We start from the raw sequence: 19,316 nt of genomic DNA, 5'->3' as shown, positions 1-19,316 counted from the left end.
TATTTCAGTTTATGGGCGATACACAACCTCTTGCCTGCATTTTTTATTTTAAATACTTTCATTAAAAAAAATTGATTCTTCGATACACTTTTTGTAAGCTCTCGAACATCTATCCCGATATAGATTTGACAGCGAAGTTATCTGATTTTAGATGTTAGATTTTAGAATTAGGAATGACTGATTCCCGTCTGGTTTGGAGCTTGCCTGGAGTTAGATTTTGTTTTTAACTCGTGTCAAAATTAGGCAAATTTTGCACAAAAAAAATGTAACTCCCCTGTAATTGATGCAGGTTCAGCAATATTCTGCGATCGCTCGAAGCAATCAACCGTCCTTCATAACAGCAACTACAGTCTAGGCAGGCGAATCTTATTTAAAATATCTTGCAGTCGTTCTGAAACGCCGCCCAATTGTTCTGACAAAGCTACAAGTTTACCGTAAGCTTCAACTAAGCGATCGCCCTCAACATAAACTTCTGGAGTAGGATAATTCTTCATCGCTTCCAGCAGTGTAATCTCGTTATCATTAGTTGCAGACAGCACCAAGGCCTCGCGCAATGCTTCTCGATTTGCATTCCCAGAAGGAGTGCTAATTACCTGACCGACTTCATCGAGAATTATTTCCCCAACCTTGCTGGTAAGCGTCCGATCCAAAAAGCTTTGACTGACTTTTACTGGTCTCGTCAGACTGTTGCGAACCGCTTCCGGGTCTTTTTTTGCTTTTCCCAGCAGCATTTCTAACGCGGGCGACATTTGCCCAGTTTCTGCAAAAATTTCTAATTCGCTGACGGGTAAAGTCATTCGGATCGCACTGTATTTGAGCACTACCTTTTCGGCAGCCGCCGCAGCATTGCTGTAAAATACAATCCCCGCCCCCGCTGCAAAAAATAACGTCCACCACCCTTGGAAAAATGATCGACCCATAGCAAAACCTCCCAACATCTTTTTCTACTTAGACTTTGACACATCTCATTAGTTACTGCACAGGCTAAGGTCTTCGGGAAATACCAAATTATTCGATCGCCCCAGCACTTATACCATTTGAGATTTGAGATTTGAGATTTGAGATTTGAGATTTGAGATTTGCGAATGACTGATGACGATCGTGGTTTTGAACACGGGTCTACAGTTGCATGATTTCGGGAACTGGTATTACCTATATCGGATGCTAGGCAAAAAACTAGGTTCAGGGCGCTTGTACTGGCCTCCCTGTGCGGGGTGTGCACCCTACTGATTCTCTCTCCCAATCTCCCGATCCTAGCAAAATGCCGAACGCCAGCTCTTCTATCAGTGAAGGCTGGCGCTGGGCTTAAATTTATTTTATATATTTAGGGTCTTTATGAAAGCTGACCCCAATTCAACGAATGACAAGCGGTTTATGATTAGGGCCTTTAAATTTGCTGACCCCAATTGAAGCCACATTCTTAGTATTACAGGGATCGCTGGTAAACCAGGATTTCATAATAATTTCTTTATATTTCTAACTTTTCCTTGCCTGAAATAGATTTTTGTCTCGATTTATAAATTTTTGTTACTTCGACTTCGGGGATCGACCCTCGGCGCGCTGCTCCCAGCGAAACAGGAACACCATCAGGGCCACAACTCCGACTTGGAGGGCAAAATTAGGCAAAGCAGAACCAATTTCCCGGCCCGAGGCAATTTTAGCGAGGAAAACCAAGCCGCCGATAAAGCCCGAAGCGCCACAAGCTACGTAAACAAACTGTCGCAGAGGCCGGTAGGGAGTGGCCATTTCTGCGGTTAAACGCTCGTATTGTTGGCGGCTGAGGTTGCGCGGGTTTTTTGGGATGTTTGTGCGATCGTCTGAATTGGGGGCTGGCATAGATGTAGGAAATAGGTAAATTAGGATTGGGCGACAAAAACCCAGTTTCTACCAAAAACCCTCTGGCTGAGGTGGCAAATACGGCCGCCAAACGTTTTTGGTACTGTGTGCATAAATCGGGTGAATATTAGACTACAACAAATATCTCACAACTGCCGAAATAAATCACCGCTGAATCCAAAGCACAACTGTCTGCAAACAGCCGACAAAAACGCCCAAAATGCCTCCTAAATTTACAATTCCCTGCAACTCGCTTTTGACAATTCCCTGAATTGCTAACTCCAACTCTTCAGGAGAAGTACCTTTTACTCGATCGACAATCACCTGGTCAATATTCAAAATCGGGATAGCCTGAGCTACAATATTTTCTAAATCCCGCTCTAAATAACGCTCTAAAACCAAAGCAAGTTCTTTGCTAACAATTTCCAGGGAGGCGCTCATCACCGCTGAAGTTTGCAATCGATTGAGAATCAACCGCGAAATATTTTCCCAGTCAATAGATTTGCTCAACCCCTCAAGTACCTCTGTACCCCGCTGCTGAACGTAGCTGCGAACGCTGTCGCGCATAGTTTTTCGCAACTGTCTCACAGTAGAAACCGGTAAATTTTGCATCGACAAATTTTGCAGCCATTCCTGAATTCGCCCGCGAATTCCCAAAGAAACAGTTAACTCTGCTAAGCGCTGATTTGTCGCTTCTCTGTCATCCAGACAAAAAGTCCGCAGCCGAGTTAAAGTGTTCCGCAAACCAAACAAATTTGCTACTACCCAATAAGTGCCGCTGGTTTTTTCTCGAAACCCTTCATCGATGATCGAAATATTGCGATCCGTCAAAAAGTCGATTAAAGCTTGCCGCAGCACTTCCGGGGGTATTACTACCTGCAACAACCACTCAGCAAGCTGAGCAGCCTGAGCTTCCGTTAGCTGAATCTCCAGCAAAACTTGATCGAAAATTTGATTAAGCTGAGCTTCTAAAAAATCTTCCCGGCGCGCCAAAACTTTGAGAATTCGCGGCATAGATTCCCCCAGCAAATCTCGCAGAATGTTTGCGAGAATTTTAGCGGTTTTTTGCTCTGCGTCTGCTTTTACCTGATCCAGCGCCAACTGCAACAGCCAGAGAATTATCGACTGCATCCGCTCGGTTTGCAGGAGGCGGCGCGCTAAGTTTTGCAGTTCCTCCGGCGTCAGCAGCGAACCCATAATTGTGTCGGAAATTCGCTTTGCCAAGCGCTCTTGGTTGCGGGGGATCAAGCCTGGAGTGAAAGGCAACTGCCGCCCTTTGATGTAAATAGCTCGATAGGGGCGGAACAGCATTTTGATAGCTATATCATTAGTGAAATAGCCAATAATTCCTCCCACTACAGGTGGGGCCAACAACAGCCAAATGTCAGACGGATTCATCAATAATTGGGAATTGGGAATTGGGAATTGTTGTCAGTTCACTGACAACTGACAACTGACAACAGTCAACTGACAACAGTCAATTGACTAATACCAATACTCCCATCATAGCTCCAGCAATAGGATAGTGGGTGGCGGTGGCAAATCCGGCTTGGCGGGCGATCGCTACTTGCTCCTGGCCGATCGGGAATTTTTCTAAACTAGGATTAATGTAGGCATATTCTTGAGTCATGCCAAATTGCTGAGCAATGGGCACTACGAGAGTGTCTAGGTAAAACTGCTGAAAGCTCCGCATTAGGGAATTGCTCGGGCGGTGGAGGTCGAGAATAGCAGCTTTGGCACCGGGTTTGAGTACGCGGTGCAATTCCTGAAGACTGCGAGGGATGTCAGTCACGTTACGCAAGCCGTAACCCATTGTGGCGCAGTCGAAGTAATTGTCGGAAAAAGGCAAGTCTAATGCGTCAGCTTCTACCCAAGAAATGGGACTGACAGGGGTGAGAAAAGGTCGATCGCGCCTGGCGGCAACGGCCAATTGTTCGGCGGAAAAATCTACTCCAAATACGCAACCGGTCGGCCCTGCTTGTTTGGCCAGCAGCAAAGCTAGATCCCCGCTGCCGCAGCACAAGTCTAAACAAGTATTGCCCGGGCCCGCACTGCTCCATTTCACCGCCATTTGCTTCCAAATTCGGTGTTGCCCAAAGCTCAACCAGTCGTTCAATTGATTGTAAACTGGTGCTATTCGATTAAATATAGTTTTAATTTGTTCGGCGTTATTAGTCATTTCTCATTTTTCATGGGTGATCGATAATTGGTAATTTATCAGCCGAAAAAATAATTAATCCGTGCTTTCATGTCATGCTGTCGCCAGTCATTAATGCTTTTTTATTTGTTAGCGAGCGGTGAGCTTTTGTCGAGAATCATTGGTTTGCTATCATTTTAAACTCAAGACTTAGAGCCGACTAAGGACTAATGACTGATGACTCATGACTGATGACTAATGACCCTGAAAACTCGTCAATACCAAAGCAACTTCTTGAGCTGCGAGGTGAACTGTTGTGAGTTCGTCGGGGCGCAGGGAACAAGGTTGCTTCCACTGCATGGAAATCAGGGCGATCGATCGACCTTTGTGAATCACCGGGATGCTCAGGTGAGCTTGAATGCCGGATTTCTGATAGTGCGGCAGACTAGCTAGGGCGGTGTCGAGCCCTATATTCACAGCACCCTGAATAGTTTGAGAGCTAATTGCTTCTCGAACCAGAGGGTCATCTGCCAGCCAATTTTCCACACTTGAACCCGTGGTGTGAGTGCCTTGGAGCGGTATTAAAACATTTTGTTCCACCAGTTGTAAAATGCAATAGTCCGCCAAAAAATTATCACTTATAGCAGTAGCAATTGGGTCTAAACTTGCTTCCAAACTCGGATAATCCACAGCCGTTTGCATGATTGTTGCTAACAGTTGTATTTGATTTTGGGCGCGATCCAATTCCTCAGTTCGCTGCTTGAGAATTTCATAAGTCTCGGCAGCCTTTTGAACCACCATTTTCAGTTCGTTCGGGTCCCAAGGCTTGGTGATATACTTGTAAACCTGTCCTGAGTTAATCGCATCCACCAAGTCTTCAATGTCCGTAAAACCAGTCAAGATAATTCTGACCGTATTCGGAAACTGCGGCACGGTTTTGCTCAAAAACTCCGTTCCCTTCATTTCGGGCATCCGCTGGTCGGAAATGATGACGGCGACCTCGCCTTCGATGCCGAGGACTTCCAAGGCGCGAATTCCGCTCTCAGCTTTGAGCACGTTAAAATCTCGTCGGAAAGTGCGGTAGAGTAAATCCAGATTGTCTGGTTCGTCGTCTACTACCAGCATTTTGGGCTTTTTCGGTCTGTGTAGGGTCATGAGCTGGCGTTTAATTTGATCGAGCTCTGAAATGGCATTATCCATAACAATACGATAAACTCCCCTTTGTAAATTTAGGCGAGCAACTATTCTGTAACAATAGTCTCATAACTCACTTACTATTAATCTATCGCTCTGCCGCGACACGAGCCTTGCCGGTAATCCAATCACACATAACTTAGCGCTAGTTTTTGATTCAATTATGACTGATACACCGCAAGATTCATCCCCTCCTGCATCTGCATCCTCCACAACTGCTGTGGATGCCGAAAAGTTAATTCGATCGCTCCGCCGAAAAGAAGGCACTTGGGTAGAGTGGGGACAAGCCTGCACTGCACTGCTAAAAGCTGGCTACAACTCTCAAAGGATTTTTGAAGAAACAGGTTTTGAGCCAATTCAGCAAAATCAAGTGAGCGTCGCAGCCCAAGTCTACACCAGCATGGTAAATGCTGGGGCTTCCGAGGAAGTTCGATCGCACTTCTTGAAAAAAGGTAGCGATATCTTATACGAGTTTCGGATTCTCTCTCAAGTAGAGCGGGCCGGGGCGGCTGCTTTGATGCTAACCCACAATTTGGATGTTGACGATGCTCGCCAAGTTGCTAAAGCAATCAAGGAGTTTTCGCACTTCGGGAGTCTCCCCCAAGGGTTCACAGACACTCCCGGCGATGCTATGGCTTACCAATGCTGGCAATTGGCGAGACAGAAAAGCGATTTGCAAGAGCGATCGCGCTTAATTGCTCGCGGTTTAAAATTAGCTAGCAGCCAAACCGCTAGGGCGCAAATCGAGCAGTTGCTCGTCGATTTTACGGTAGTTCCGAGACGGGAAGCGCCCCGCTTACCAGTCTACCGACTCGATACCGAGGAACAATTGCCCCGGATTGTCCCGGTTGTGGGCAAATTGCCGCTTTCTACGACAGATTTGCTGGCAGTGCCTTTGCCGGAGGAAATTGAGCCGTTCCGAATGGTAAAATTTTCCGGAGCCGGAGCTTGGGTGGCGATTCCCGGATGGCAGGTAATTTTGAACGCTGAAGATCCGGTGGCGGTTTTGGAAATGAGCGATAGATTGCCGGTACCGCTGCAAGGCAAAGTTGAAGAAGTTTTGATTATTGCCGATCGAGCCCAAAGACAGTGGGATGCTGAGAGTTATTTCCTCGCCGATAACGCTGGCAATTTAGAATTGTACTGGTTTGAACAATCCCCGGATATTCCCATTTTGGGGCGAGTTGTTCTGGTGATGCGTCCCAAAAAGATTGTGGATGAAGACTATACCAAAGATGGATGGCAAATTGATGATTAGTCAGTTGTCAGTTGTCAGTTGTTAGTGGTTAGTTGTTAGTTGTTGTCAGTTGTTAGTTGTTATCAGCCAACAGCCAACAGTCAACAGTCAACAGTCAACTGACTAATGACTACTGAGGCGGTTTCGGTTCTGGAGTTGTCGGATCAGAATGCTGTTTCTTAAATCGATTAAAGCCGTAAACCGCAGCCGCAATTAACAGAAAATAAGGACTGTAAGCCAACAGCCAAATACCCAAAGCAAACAAACCGAGCGTCAATTCGCCCACAGAATGAGTCGCTTTCCCCCAAGTTTCCTGTACCCGCAAACCTAGAGAAGGTTCGGGAGTTTGTTGAGCAGATACTGCTGCTTCTAGAGTTAAGCTAATAGTCGAATAGGCTACTTGATTTCGCAAACTTTTTAACTGAGCGTCAATGCGTTCGATCGACTCCCGAATATTGCTCAACTCCTGAGCAGCTTTGAGCACGTCGCCGACAGAGCCCGATCGCTCCATAATTTTTAACACCATTTCCTCCGATTTGCGAAGGTTCCGCAGCCTAGCCTCATTGTCAACTAATTGATCGGTAACATCCTCAGCCGTCAGAGCACGGTTCTCTACAGTTCCGAGTTTTGCCAAAGTGTCTAAAGTAGTTTCTAACCGTTCTTGAGGCACGCGAATCTCCACAGACGCGGTTTGGCGGACACTGGAATCCGGCGGCTTTTGATTTTGGAAACCCAAGATATCGCCTTGCTGTTTTTCGACAATATTAGTAACAGATTTAGTGCTGGCGTCAATAGATTTGACAACTACACTGAGTTCGGCTTTTTTAATCAGTTGGGGACGGGTTGCCGGAGTTTCTGCTGCTTTTTTTGATGCACCAGGAGTTTTTGACCTTTGGGCTGCTGGCTCGGGTGCGGGTGGGGGTGGTGGAGCCGATGCGGGAACTTGGTTTTCACGGATGCTGGATGAAGCTCCGCCGGGTGGAGCGCTGCCGGTCGATTGATCTCCTCCGCAGCTAGGCAAAGCAATGGCTGAAGATAAAGTTAAGAATACCGCCACAGCAAAACGAGTTGTGCTGCTGTTGGCTGGGTTTGGGTTTGGCTTGGGCGGGGGGGAATTGATTTTGAGGTGAGTTTTCATTTTGGGTGACTCCTATAAAAAAGGCTTGGGTATTGAATTTTATGCTGGTTTCAATTTAAGCTCGAATAGATAGCATTAGTTTAGCCGATACCGAAATGGAAACGGTAGAGGTTGAATACTTTGGGATTTTTAACCGCAGATAAACGCAGATGAACGCAGATGAAAGCCAATAAATATCGGTGTGATGACCGAAAACAATTTGGTCACAAGTCCCCGGATTCATCCGTGGAGCGAGAAAAAAGCTCCTCGCTCCCGCCAGTGCCCAGATTTCTGAGCGGGATCGCTTTATTCAATCTAAAATCTAAAATCTAAAATCTAAAATCGATTGACGGTTTGGGTTCTGGGCATAGGCGATCGCAACTAAAGCAACTAGGTTTCTGATACCGTTTGAAAAGGCTGAACGCGACAAATATTTTTCTAATCTAAAATCTAAAATCTAAAATCTAAAATCGAATGACAGATGAATTTGATACTGATTTTATGCGATCGACGACTAATATCGATCGCCCGGATGTAGCCTCAGCGCTTTCCGAATCAGGGTTTGCGGCCGTTTTGCGAGAACAAGCTTGCCTTAAAATTCGCGAAAGCTTGCGTGCGGGGCAGCAGGACATGGCGGATTGGCAAGGCGGCCCCCTTGCTGTTTCGGCGGTTCCGGGGGCCGGGAAGTCTACGGGAATGGCTGCTGCGTCGGCAATTGCGATCGCCCGCAACCAGCTTCACAGCCGCCGCCAGTTAATTGTCGTGACATTTACGCGATCGGCTGCTGCTAATATTAAAGCTAAAATTCGGGAAAGATTGACAGAATTGTCTTTATCTCAAGGCGGTTTTGCCGTGCACACTTTGCACGGTTTAGCTTTGAATATTGCGATGCGCCATCCCGATTTGTCTGGTTTAAATTTAGAAAATTCAACCTTAGTTACTCCAACTCAAAGTCACCGATTAATTCGCACCTGTGTAGAACTTTGGATTGCCGAAAATCCCCGCCGATATCAAGTTTTGTTGGAAGGACAGCAATTCGACGGAGAGGAAACGGAGAGGCTGCGGCGACAATCGGTTTTGCGGACGGAAATTTTGCCGCAGGTAGCTAAAACTGTGATTCACGAGGCGAAATCTTCTGGTTTATTTCCCGAACAGTTGTTAGAAATGAACGCTCTTGATACTGGGGACGGTTATGAGATTTTAGCAGTAGCTGGGGGTTTATATCAAAAATATCAGGCTTTGTTGAGGAGTCGGGAATTCATCGATTACGACGAGATGATTTTAGCCGCTTTGCGGGTGTTGGACAATCCGAGAGCGAGGGCGATCGAGCAAAAGCAAGTATTTGCCGTTTTTGAGGACGAAGCGCAGGATTCGACACCTTTGCAGACTAAGCTTTTGGAAACATTAGCGATCGATCCCGATCATCCTACTTTACCTCCCAATTTTATCAGAGTTGGCGACCCAAATCAAGCGATTAATTCTACTTTCACTCCCGCCGACCCGATTTATTTTAACCAATTTTGCGATCGGTGCGAAGTGGAAAATAAGTTAGCGACAATGGACGGCGCCGGCCGTAGCACCCAGGTGATTATCGATGCAGCTAACTTTATGTTGCAATGGGTAAATAGCTCGAAATTAGCGGGAACAGAACAGCCTTTTCGCGACCAAACTATTAAGCCAGTACCCAGCCATGACCCGCAGCATAATGCAAATCCGGCTCCCATTGGTCGCGGCTTAGAATTGCATACTCCCCGCGATATTTACCATACAATTGAGTTAATTGGCAAGCGGGTAATTGAGTTGGTAGAGGAATTTTTACCCACCGATTTTGAATTTGGCAGGGATGGCAAAGATATCGATTCAGGGGGAGAAGCGAGCGAGGGAGAAAATAGTGCCAAATTGCCGTTAGAAAATCTGAAATCGATGGCTATTTTGGTGCGGGAAAATAAACAAGGTAAGTTTATCAAAGAAGTGCTGGAAAATCCTCAAAAACACGGATTAAGCTTTGATTTGCGGAAATACGGGATTAAAATTGAGGATGTGGGAGAGCGGGACAGACATTCTCAAGTACCTTGGGAAATCTTAACACTGCTGCAATTCCTCGATCGCCCGCACTCTCCAGACTACCTGAAAGCAGCCTTAAAGATTTTGAGCGATCGGCAACTGATCCCCAAACAAGACTACAATGCTTTTGCGACTAGCCCCGAACAATTCCTTTACCCAGGCCCCCTAGACCCGCAGCAGTCAGACCCCGTTCGCAAATGCCGCTATTTTTGCTGCGGTTTGCTGCAAGCTAGTTTAGAACTGCCACCCTACCAAATCATTTCATTCTTAGCCTTAGCGCTGCAATACGACCAAACAGAATTAGCCACCGCCGACAAATTAGCAGAACGAGTAGCAATCCAAACAGCCGGCAACAATTCAATGCGTAATATTTTGGATGTACTGAGCGAAATTGTCAGTTCCGAAAGATTTGAACCTGTGGATGCAGACGACAAAATAGAAGAACGCTATACCAGCAAAGGTCAACTAACAATTATTACGATGCACAAAGCTAAAGGATTGGATTGGGATTGTGTATTTTTGCCGTTTTTACACGAACAAACCATCCCCGGAAATTTGCGTGTTTTGCCGCAAGCCCGATTTTTAGGAGATTTCACTTTAGCAGAGGTAGCGAGAGCACAAATTCGAGCAAGTTTGCACGAAAAATATCCTTTACCAAATCTAGGCGAAGCCTGGGAACAAGCAGGTTATTTGAAAACAGCAGAAGAGTTTCGACTGCTGTATGTGGCGATGACGCGAGCAAAAAGCTTGCTGTGGATGGCGGCGGAAAAAAAAGGGCCTTTTACTTGGAACAAACCAGAGAATTTACAGGAGCAAAAACCTTGTCCGGTAATGCCTGTTTTGAAGCAGAGATTTCCGAGTAATGCGATATAAAAGAAGTAAGAAGTAATCAGTAATAAGTAGCTCGTTCCCTGCCCTACTCATGGGTGACAAGTTAAGCTGAAGTCCCCCCATTTGTTGCTCCGATTACTCAACAATAAATATGGCCTGCCTCTATCTGTAATTCCTACTGCTCAACTATCCTTCGTTGCCCGATCGCCCTTAGCTCAAAATGGTGTTTCTGCCTTTAAGTATAACCTTTCTCCCAACTGCGGATGCTCAAACGAAAGTTCCCGCGCGTGCAAGTGTAGCCGCTTTGCAGCAGCCCGACATCCATAAAGCCGATCGCCCAAAATCGGAATCCCTAACCCTCGAACATCCGCTGCATGAACCCTCAATTGATGCGTGCGTCCCGTCAGCGGCAAAAACTCGACGCGATCGCAATTTCCCTCCCTCGCCATTACCTGAAAGCGAGTAACACTGGGTTTTCCGCACTCCCAATTGACTTCCTGGTAAGGGCGATTTTCTGGATCGCCCCAAAGTGGGAGTTCGATCGTCCCCGCATCAATTTTTACAGTACCCGAAAGCACCGCTTCATAAACTTTGTGAACCTGCTTTGTTTCAAATTTCTGCCTGAGTTGACTGCTAGTTTCTTTGTCCCGCGCCAATAGCAAAATCCCCGATGTTTCTAAATCTAAACGATGCACAACTGTCAAATTTAAACTATCAGGTAACAAGTTACGCAAACGACTGAAAACACTATCTTGATTTTCCAGATAACGACCTGGAACTGATAGCAAGCCAGAGGGTTTATTCACCGCAATCAACCATTTGTCTTCATAAATAATCGGTGGCATTTGGGTAACGGGCAAGATGCCCGTTCCACAAGAAGAAATATGATGATTTGTGGGGAGTAGGGGTTGGGCATCTTGCCCGCCCGCAACGGGCAAGATGCCCGTTCCACAAGAAGAAATATTATTGCTTGTGGGGAGTAGGGGTTGGGCTTCTAGCCCGCCCGTCAAACCCTCATTTATATTAGAAAAAATCGGATTTTGAGCCAATCCTGACAGCAAAAAACCCATCAACGGCTGACACCGATCGCCACAAGCACCATAAAATTCTCCCTGTATCTTATCCTCCGATGGCGGCCCCCACCAAAACTCAGCCATTGCCAGCGGTTTCAGATTGTTTGCTGCCGCGTAGTGGAGCAATTTTGGGGCGCAACAGTCGCCGGTGCCAGTGGGAATAGAATTAGTTGGCATCAATGAGGAGAGCGATCGCGATTTCCCCAAAAAATTCATCAGAGTGTAAGCCGCGTGCATTTGCGTCTGAAGTTCGCGGGAAAGTTCTTTTCGCCGCTGTTTTAGCGCCCGCATCCGTTGATCGGCAGCTTCAATTAATTGTTTGAGCGGCTGCAATGTTTCATCCCGCTGTCGTTTCAATTGTCTGCGCTCACTTTTCTCCAAACGGCTTTCTTGATTCAGTTGTTCCAGGGCAATTTCTAGTGTTTCTGCTGGGAGAGTTTGACACAGTAACTGGCGTTTTTCGTCTCGCTGCTGCTTGCACTTGCGATGCCGATCGCTCAAAACTTGCATTTGCACTTCAAACTCCCGACATAAGGCTTCATACTCTTGTCGCTGCGGGAGTTGATTGAGTGCAATAAGTTCCTGTTTCATCGCCTCCAATTGAGTTAACGTGCGGGCTTCATCGAAAGCAACTCGCTCGCGTCCCGGAATCGGTGGCACCCAGCCCTCAACAATGCTGCAACCGTTCAGCAGCCCGGAAAATGCTTTGAGTATCCCCTGTTCCCCCGAAGGCATCTCCACCAGTAATATGCCGTACATCTTCCCTTCGCGATCGTAGGCACCGTCAGCCGCAAGATACCGCATCAAACCCCGCGCGAGATCCTCAGACATTCGAGTACGCGGCAGTCTCACCAGATCCCCGCTTTGAGGACAACGGCCTTCGTACCAATAATTGGGGTGCGAGTCGATCGACTCCCAATCCCAGTCCGTGAAATCTAAAAGCGCGTGCAACTCTAACATCTTAAATTTGGTTTGAAATCTGAATTAGGACATATGTGCTTGTGTCCTCGATGCTTTCGGTCAATCGAAAATCGAAAATCGAAAATCGAAAATCGACTGACCGTATCTTACAGGGGTGTACCGAAAGTTGGAAGGGTGCATAATTTTATACCTACTCGAATTAAGTAAAAAGGATTTGTCGCACCAAGCCTGATATGCTAAATTTGTTTCAAAACAGCAGCGATATTAAGAAAAGCATAAGTTAATATATAAGACCGCAAGCTTGTTATCCCACTAAATTTTTTATGTGAAAGGCGTATGCCAGACCTCTCGACTTCGGCTCCTGAAAACTCCTCAAACCCCCAACCAGCACTGCTGCCGCCGATTTTAAGAATTTTTGCAGCATTTCCAGATTACGATCGGGGCAATAGATTGTACGCATCGGGAAGGTACGAGGCGGCAGTGCTTTGTTACGGAAAAGCGGTTCAAATTAAGCCGGACTGGGCCAGGGCGTGGCTGAATCTGGGCAAAGCTTACAAGCAACTGCATTCCTACGCAGAAACCGTAGCCTGCGCCGATCGAGCTACAGCAATTAATCCCGAAGAATACTGGGCTTGGATGCTGCGCGGCACAGGGCTGTTAAGTTTGCAAAATCACTCAGAAGCGCTCGCGGCTTTCGACACCGCAATTCAAATCAATTCAGAAAAGCACGAAGCTTGGTATCAGCGGGGCAGAGTTTTAGAGGAATTGCAGCAGTGGGATGCAGCCGCAACCTGTTACAAGAAAGCAACCCAACTTCATCCGAATTTGCCCGCCATGTGGTACCGGCAAGGCAACGTGTTGGTTCAAGCGGAGCGCTACCCTGAAGCCGTGGCCGCTTTCGAGCGCGCGCTGAAACTCGTCCCCACTAATTGGGAAGCTTGGCTGAACCGAGGTTTGGCTTTGATGAAAGCCGAACGCTACGCTGAAGCTGTAACTTCATACGATCGCGCCATTCAACTGCAACCACAAAATAGTCTGGCTTGGTTCAATCGCGGCATTGCTTCAGCAAAATTGCACAAATATGCAGAAGCGGTGACAGCTTACGATCGGGTACTGCAAATGCAACCCAACGACTGCGAAGCTTGGTTTTATAAAGGAATGGCCCTCAAACACCAGTGGGCCGACGCGGCAATTGCTTGTTTCGATCGGGCAATTCAAATTAATTCTTTTTATCCCGAAGCATGGATCGGGCGCGGTCAAACACTCTCAGAAGCGAGAGATTTTGAAGGGGCGATCGCAGCTTTTGATCAAGCCGTTCAAATTAATCCGAATTTTCCCGAAGCTTGGCTGGGTAGAGGCATCGCCCTGGCAGGATTGGAACGCTACAAAGAGGCAATTATCGCTTACAGCAATGCCCTACAAATTGAAGGTAATTTTCTAGAAGCTTGGAACTTGCGAGGCGAAGCTTTGGAAAAATTGCAGCAATACGAAGAAGCGATCGCCTGTTTTGATAAAGTAATCTCTCTGACTTCAGAAGCAGAAATTACATCAAAAGTAGGTTTGCAGCAAGGCGCAGCGCTGGAAAAATTGCAGCGTTACGAAGAAGCCGTCGCAGCTTACAACCGCGTACTAAAAATCGTGCCAGACAATTTTGAAGCTTGGTTGCAACGCGGCAACGCTTTGTCAAAATTGCACCAGTACGAACAAGCTCTAGCATCATACGATCGAGCAATTACCGTCTGGCCGGATAACTATCAAGGCTGGGTGCAGCGAGGTCTGATCCTAGGGGAAATGCAGAATTATTCCCAAGCACTCGTCGCTTTTGACCAAGTGATTCAACTCAAGCCAGACAACTGGGAAGCTTGGGCGCAGCGGGGCGACGTTTTGCAAAAATTGCAGCGAACTCAAGATGCTATTAGCTCTTACGGAGTCGCCCTCGAAATCAAACCCGATTACTACGAAGCTCTAGTCAGTCGAGAAGAATTGAGACTCAAGGACGCGATGTCAGGAAAGTGGTAAGGGGAAATTGACGAATAGTTTTGAGTTTTGAAATTGCTTTGTTCCTCGTAAGACCGCGCTGGCGTAAAGCTTGAACTATTTATTTAACTTAAAACTAAAAAAACTTCCCTCTTCTCTCTTCCTCTGCGTTCTCTGCGCCCTCTGCGGTTAATAAAAAAATCTAATTCCCCAAACAATTAGTATTGCTATATCCGCCTGAATATCCTGAGCATAATTAGGGCTTGCTGAATGAGTTTTCCAAGTAAACACTGTATGGATTGTGTGAGCAAAAAAAGGTGGAAGAGTGCAAGATAAACAGGTAAAATAGCACAAAATCCTTGCATCACCATTTGCGATCCTGTACGGAAAATTTGACCTTGTTCCCCTCCCACCCTTGGACTTTGAACTAGCTTTCCGGATATAAATTGTCAGCCCTCAACCTTTTTTATACTGATACCCTTGCCATGAGATGCTGTAGAAAAAGATCGGACGAGTGTCGCGGACAAAAAAGCCTTGGACACGCCGACGGTCGATCGAACCATCAGAATCTGTTACCAAAAAAATGATGAAATTTCTAGTTTTGAGAGTTCCTAGACCCGGCAGCGAAGGCTTTTAACTCAATAGCATCGTGACTGCAAAACACGCGCACATCTTTACTATGCTGCACCGATAAGGCGTTCAGCCGGTCTTGATTGAGCAACCGAGCCTTGCGATCGACCTCCATCATCCATTGGTAGGCGCGCAGGCCGGGCGTACAGCGTCGGTTAGCGGCATCCATCTCGTGTCGGTAGAAATAGGCATCGCCTGCGTGCAGAAGCCAGCCGTCGGGTGTATCAATGGCAATGCCAGCATGACCGCGCGTGTGCCCCACCAACGGGATTAGCAAAATCTCCGGCGGCAACCCGTCGAGGTCGCGGACAGCTTCAAAACCAAACCAAGGTTCGCCACCCGCCGAATAGTATTTCCAGCGTTTGACTTCATCCCACTGCCCCGGACGATAGCGCCTTTTTGTGATGAAACCGTGCCGATCCTGTGCGGCATCGATTTCAGCCTGCATGACGTGTACGGTTGCTTCCGGGAAATCCTCTAGACCACCGGCATGATCGAAATCGAGGTGGGTGATCACAATATGGCGCACATCGCTTGGTGAAAATCCGAGCTGTTCAATTTGATGGATTGCCGTGTACTTGCGATCGAACTGGATGTTATTAAAATGGACGAAAAACCGGCTGAGCCGGGAGTAAGGCGACTCGATATCCCGCAATCCGAAACCGGTATCGATCAGAACAAGTCCCTGATTCGTTTCAACGAGCAAACAGTGGCATACGAGGTTAGCCGTCAAACCGCGACTGAAGCCATCGAAAAGCGCCCCTCCAATGGGACACATACAGCCACAATTGAGATGATGAATTTGCATAAATGTGCTGCACTAAATTACTTAGGCGGGAACCATTTATTCCTCAGTTCGCATCCAATGCCGATGCTGCATAATGCCATCGATGAACGCCTGAGAAAACTTCGCTAAATCGTCACTACTGGGAGAAGTAAACACGCTTTTATCGGCTGCAATCTTGCCATTATCTGCGATGTTTACTTTCTTTAAATCTGCACATAAGAATAGTAAGACGAGCGCGAATTATTTGTTAGCAGAACCCGGTTCAGTAAGCTGGCGGTGCATTTCGGCATTAACGGTATCAGGCAAAACTTTGCTCGCGCTGGCTAGAATCTTTGTCTTGAGTGAACCGGCGATAATGTCGTCCTTACCCGCCATCAGCGCCTCGAAGCCCTGCTTGGCAACTTCGGCCGGGTCGTCTTTCTTGTCTGCGCCCGCCTTCGTGTCGTCCATTCCCGCCCGATGGAAGAAGTTGGTATCCGTCGGCCCTGGCATCAGCGCGGTAACGGTGACGCCTGTGTCCTTTAACTCGTTACGCAGCCCTTCTGAGAAGGAGTGTATAAATGCTTTAGATGCCGCGTAGACTGCCTCGAACGGGCCGGGCATCAGGGCGGCAATCGACGAAGTGAATAGAATCCGTCCCTGGCCGCGATCGACCATATCCTTAACTACCCGTTTAGCCAAATGCACAGACGAGACAACGTTGAGGTTAATCAGATTTAGTTCGTCCTTCAAGTCGGTTTCGCGGGCAAAGTCGCCGCCGACGCCGACACCGGCATTAATTGCGATCGCATCCACTGGCCGATTAGTCGCTTTTATCTGGTTGTAGAGCGTCTCAACACCGTCGTAGGTAGCGAGGTCTGCCTCCACTGTCTCGACTTTGGCACCGAGCCTCTCAAAGGCTTGAGCCGCTTCATTGATGCTCGCTCCGGTGGCGGTGACTAGGAGATCGAATCCGTTTTGAGCGAACTGTTTGGCGAGTTCGTAACCGATACCGTTAGAGGCACCCGTCACGACAGCCAAGGGCCGGGTCAACGAACTGTTTATAACCATTTAAAATCCTCTGTTACTGCTTCACGCTCGTTTGTCTAGACTTCCTTTTCTCTGTACCAGACAATCTTTGTGGACTGTGGGCTTTCAACTTTTACAATGCTAGGGAGGTAGGAGTGCGATCGCATCTTTCCCAGGACATAAGCTTTTAGGCATTTAAATACGGTCTAATCGAAAACAAACTTCATGCAATTAGTGTAAAAATGACAGCCGAGAATCATCTTAGAGAAAGAGCAAATAGAGAAACTACATAAAGCCTTAAAAAATGAATAAAATGGAAATCTTATTGAAATAATTATATTTAGATAGCAATCCTTGCAGGAGTCGTATTTTTTTTACCCCACCCCAACCCTCCCCGCGAGTTCGGGGAGGAAGTAAGAAATTCACAAATGATGCGAGGATTGCTATATATGTATAAAAAAATGCGCGTAGATATGGCTAATAACTCTTTTGATAATTATTTGGGAACCGTTATTCTCTGGTGCTAAATCGGAGGCGATGAGAAACGGGAGATGAAAGAGGGGAGATTGACTCGGAAGATTAATCCCGGGCTAAAAACATTTATCTCTGGGGGAAGGGGGAGGATGCTTGCCCAGGGAGAACAGTGCGTGATGTTAGTTATAAGTGAATCTCAGGCACTGTTCTCAATCAGACCCAATCAACCTGGTAACAGCGACGAAAAATCTCAGATATCAGGTCGATCGCGCAGCAAGAAACCAAGCGCATGACGCCCAGAGTGTAAGATGTCAGTTATCACGAATACTTTCGGTTGCCAATTGCCCGATCGCCCCCAAAATTGAAAATTATCACAGCCAATTGCTGATTCTGCTGGCTTCATGTTATAGTGGTTTCCCAAGAATTAAATTCGGTTGCGTAGTTTGTTGGTATTTATTTACAAGCGTCTCTCCGAATCTAAGTCTCTGCACCCTAATGATTCTGGAGATTTTATGTCGATTTACGTGGGTAATCTTTCATATGAGGTAACATCAGACGACCTCAACGAAGTATTTGCCGAGTACGGTACTGTAAGCCGCGTCCAAGTGCCAGTGGACCGGGAAACAGGCAGGATGCGGGGTTTTGCTTTTGTGGAAATGGCAAGCGAGGCAGAAGAAGCAGCAGCCATCGCAGCTCTAGACGGTGCTGAGTGGATGGGCCGCGACTTGAAAGTCAACAAAGCCAAACCTCGCGAAAACAACAACAAACGCTCTTCGGGCGGCGGCGGTGGCTGGGGCGACAACGATCGCTCTTCACGACGCTACTAAGCTTTGACACTGAAAATTTGAGTTTTGGTAGTTGACGGCAGGTGCGAATGCTGCTTTTTTTTCCAGTTGTTCGATCGACCCATCAAATAAAACTCCCAAACCTCTAAATCAGTTTTGCCCCCTCTTTGGAGGGGGCTTTGTTTTTGGCGAAAAATCCCGCCAGGTACGTCTGCGATGCAGTTCCCACTCTAGTTCGTGATTCGATACCCTCTTAACTGCTTTCTTTAAGAGGCTGTCGGGATTTCGCGGTTCGACTCCTGTAAACTATCAAACTAGAATTAAGCAGCAAGAAAAGTTAGAATAACGGCAAAACTGAATATTGCCCAGAACAGCAAAACTATCTTTACCGAAGATTAGTAGAGAAAACCAGCCGAATATCAGCCAATATCTTGATTTTGCCTCAATAAAGATGTCCAAGGTCTACAGCACGGCGGAACTCATTAAAATCCTCGAAGAAGAGCGCCAAGCCTGCTTGCATGGGCGGCGCCTCAACTTGACTGAAACTCCTGCTACAGGCAACCCCGTGATTGACCGCTTTCTCAAATCTGAAGGAGTTCAGAAGTTCACTGCTTATCAAAATTTTAAGGCTGCCGTGCACGAATACCAGCGGGAACATCAAGTTTCTGGGATTGTCTGGCGGGAAATGGCGGTTAAAGGCAATACTCTACGCTATCCGGCAGTGGATGACGAATTAATAGCTCTACCGGTTGATTTGATAACGTTGAAGGCAGCTAAGATTGCTATGTTGGAATTCTGGCAGCAGGTAACTGCCGGGATGGATTTGTATTTAAGCATTAACAGCGGGAAGGATTTTCGATCGATCGAGCCGGTTGATGTAGAGGCTATAGCCCAGCGCACAGAATGGGCCAGTCTCTCGAAGTGGGAAAAGTTGGATTTTCTAGAAATTTTGTTGCAGTTGGGCTGGGGGAAGCCGGAGGAAGCTTATTATAAGCGGGGATGGCCGACCTCGGGCAGCGAGTACATTCACGCCGTCAAACCCGGACAGCGGCCGATTTGTTAATTAGTCAGTAGTCAGTAGTCAGTAGTCATAGTGCTGTCCCCGCTCGCGAACGTTATTAGTCACCAGTCAGTAGTCAGTAGTTACTGATTATTGGGAGATCTTTAAAACAAATAACAAATAACAAATAACAAATAACAAATAACAAATAACAAATAACAAATAACAAATAACAAATAACAAAT

General features: G+C 46.9%; 16 protein-coding genes. 5 read left to right on the top strand and 11 right to left on the bottom strand.

The annotated features are described in order from the left end of the window. Positions 1-344: 344 nt before the first annotated feature. The 5 genes from QUA33_RS19015 to QUA33_RS18995 form a co-directional block, all read right to left on the bottom strand. Positions 345-920 carry an alpha/beta hydrolase gene (locus QUA33_RS19015; protein ID WP_333150245.1) on the bottom strand — a complete coding sequence of 192 codons (576 nt, stop codon included), beginning with the start codon at positions 918-920 and terminating at the stop codon, positions 345-347. Positions 921-1,527: 607 nt separating this feature from the next. After that, complete coding sequence (locus tag QUA33_RS19010; protein ID WP_333057719.1) at positions 1,528-1,836, bottom strand: DUF3493 domain-containing protein; 309 nt, start codon at positions 1,834-1,836, stop codon at positions 1,528-1,530. 165 nt (positions 1,837-2,001) lie between these two features. Beyond that, complete coding sequence (locus QUA33_RS19005; RefSeq protein WP_333150243.1) at positions 2,002-3,234, bottom strand: DUF445 family protein; 1,233 nt, start codon at positions 3,232-3,234, stop codon at positions 2,002-2,004. 79 nt (positions 3,235-3,313) lie between these two features. Continuing rightward, a complete protein-coding gene (gene ubiE, locus QUA33_RS19000) occupies positions 3,314-4,015 on the bottom strand; it encodes a bifunctional demethylmenaquinone methyltransferase/2-methoxy-6-polyprenyl-1,4-benzoquinol methylase UbiE (protein WP_333150241.1) in 702 nt (233 codons plus the stop codon). Between the two features lie 213 nt (positions 4,016-4,228). Further along, positions 4,229-5,173: a response regulator gene (locus tag QUA33_RS18995; protein WP_333150239.1), complete on the bottom strand. Its 945-nt coding sequence runs from the start codon at positions 5,171-5,173 to the stop codon at positions 4,229-4,231. 157 nt (positions 5,174-5,330) lie between these two features. Here QUA33_RS18995 and QUA33_RS18990 point away from each other — a divergent pair, with 157 nt between their 5' ends. Next, entirely contained in the window at positions 5,331-6,425 is a 1,095-nt protein-coding gene (locus QUA33_RS18990) for a RuBisCO accumulation factor 1 (protein ID WP_333150237.1), read from the top strand. A 109-nt stretch (positions 6,426-6,534) separates the two neighbouring features. Here QUA33_RS18990 and QUA33_RS18985 read toward each other — a convergent pair whose 3' ends face one another. Further along, the gene (locus tag QUA33_RS18985) at positions 6,535-7,542 is read right to left on the bottom strand and encodes a DUF4349 domain-containing protein (RefSeq protein ID WP_333150235.1); all 1,008 of its coding nucleotides are present in this window, start codon (positions 7,540-7,542) and stop codon (positions 6,535-6,537) included. A gap of 453 nt (positions 7,543-7,995) precedes the next feature. On the opposite strand from QUA33_RS18985, the gene QUA33_RS18980 reads away from it, so the two are divergent. After that, entirely contained in the window at positions 7,996-10,458 is a 2,463-nt protein-coding gene (locus QUA33_RS18980; protein ID WP_333150233.1) for an ATP-dependent helicase, read from the top strand. Positions 10,459-10,631: 173 nt separating this feature from the next. Here the strand turns inward: QUA33_RS18980 and QUA33_RS18975 are convergent, their stop codons facing one another. Beyond that, positions 10,632-12,449 carry a pseudouridine synthase gene (locus QUA33_RS18975; protein ID WP_333150231.1) on the bottom strand — a complete coding sequence of 606 codons (1,818 nt, stop codon included), beginning with the start codon at positions 12,447-12,449 and terminating at the stop codon, positions 10,632-10,634. A gap of 297 nt (positions 12,450-12,746) precedes the next feature. Between QUA33_RS18975 and QUA33_RS18970 the strand changes: the two genes are divergently transcribed. After that, positions 12,747-14,429 carry a tetratricopeptide repeat protein gene (locus tag QUA33_RS18970; protein WP_333150229.1) on the top strand — a complete coding sequence of 561 codons (1,683 nt, stop codon included), beginning with the start codon at positions 12,747-12,749 and terminating at the stop codon, positions 14,427-14,429. 414 nt (positions 14,430-14,843) lie between these two features. Here the strand turns inward: QUA33_RS18970 and QUA33_RS28295 are convergent, their stop codons facing one another. From QUA33_RS28295 to QUA33_RS18955, 4 genes are all read right to left on the bottom strand, one after another. After that, positions 14,844-14,966 (bottom strand): hypothetical protein, encoded by a 123-nt coding sequence (locus QUA33_RS28295; RefSeq protein WP_445243263.1) that lies wholly within the window; start codon positions 14,964-14,966, stop codon positions 14,844-14,846. Between the two features lie 16 nt (positions 14,967-14,982). After that, entirely contained in the window at positions 14,983-15,825 is an 843-nt protein-coding gene (locus QUA33_RS18965; RefSeq protein WP_333150227.1) for an MBL fold metallo-hydrolase, read from the bottom strand. Positions 15,826-16,044: 219 nt separating this feature from the next. Continuing rightward, positions 16,045-16,854: an SDR family NAD(P)-dependent oxidoreductase gene (locus tag QUA33_RS18960; protein WP_333150225.1), complete on the bottom strand. Its 810-nt coding sequence runs from the start codon at positions 16,852-16,854 to the stop codon at positions 16,045-16,047. Positions 16,855-17,536: 682 nt separating this feature from the next. Then, positions 17,537-17,689, bottom strand: a complete 153-nt coding sequence (locus tag QUA33_RS18955; RefSeq protein WP_333096004.1) for a hypothetical protein — start codon at positions 17,687-17,689, stop codon at positions 17,537-17,539. 109 nt (positions 17,690-17,798) lie between these two features. On the opposite strand from QUA33_RS18955, the gene QUA33_RS18950 reads away from it, so the two are divergent. After that, entirely contained in the window at positions 17,799-18,113 is a 315-nt protein-coding gene (locus QUA33_RS18950) for an RNA-binding protein (RefSeq protein WP_333077113.1), read from the top strand. Between the two features lie 409 nt (positions 18,114-18,522). Continuing rightward, on the top strand, positions 18,523-19,134 hold the full coding sequence (locus QUA33_RS18945; protein WP_172191765.1) for a hypothetical protein: 612 nt from the start codon (positions 18,523-18,525) through the stop codon (positions 19,132-19,134). The last annotated feature ends 182 nt before the right edge of the window (positions 19,135-19,316 follow it).

Source organism: Microcoleus sp. Pol14D4 (genome assembly GCF_036701245.1).
In the GTDB taxonomy this organism is placed as follows: domain Bacteria; phylum Cyanobacteriota; class Cyanobacteriia; order Cyanobacteriales; family Microcoleaceae; genus Microcoleus.
Note: the sequence above shows the minus strand (reverse complement) of the source record. Positions and strands in the feature narration are given on the sequence as shown.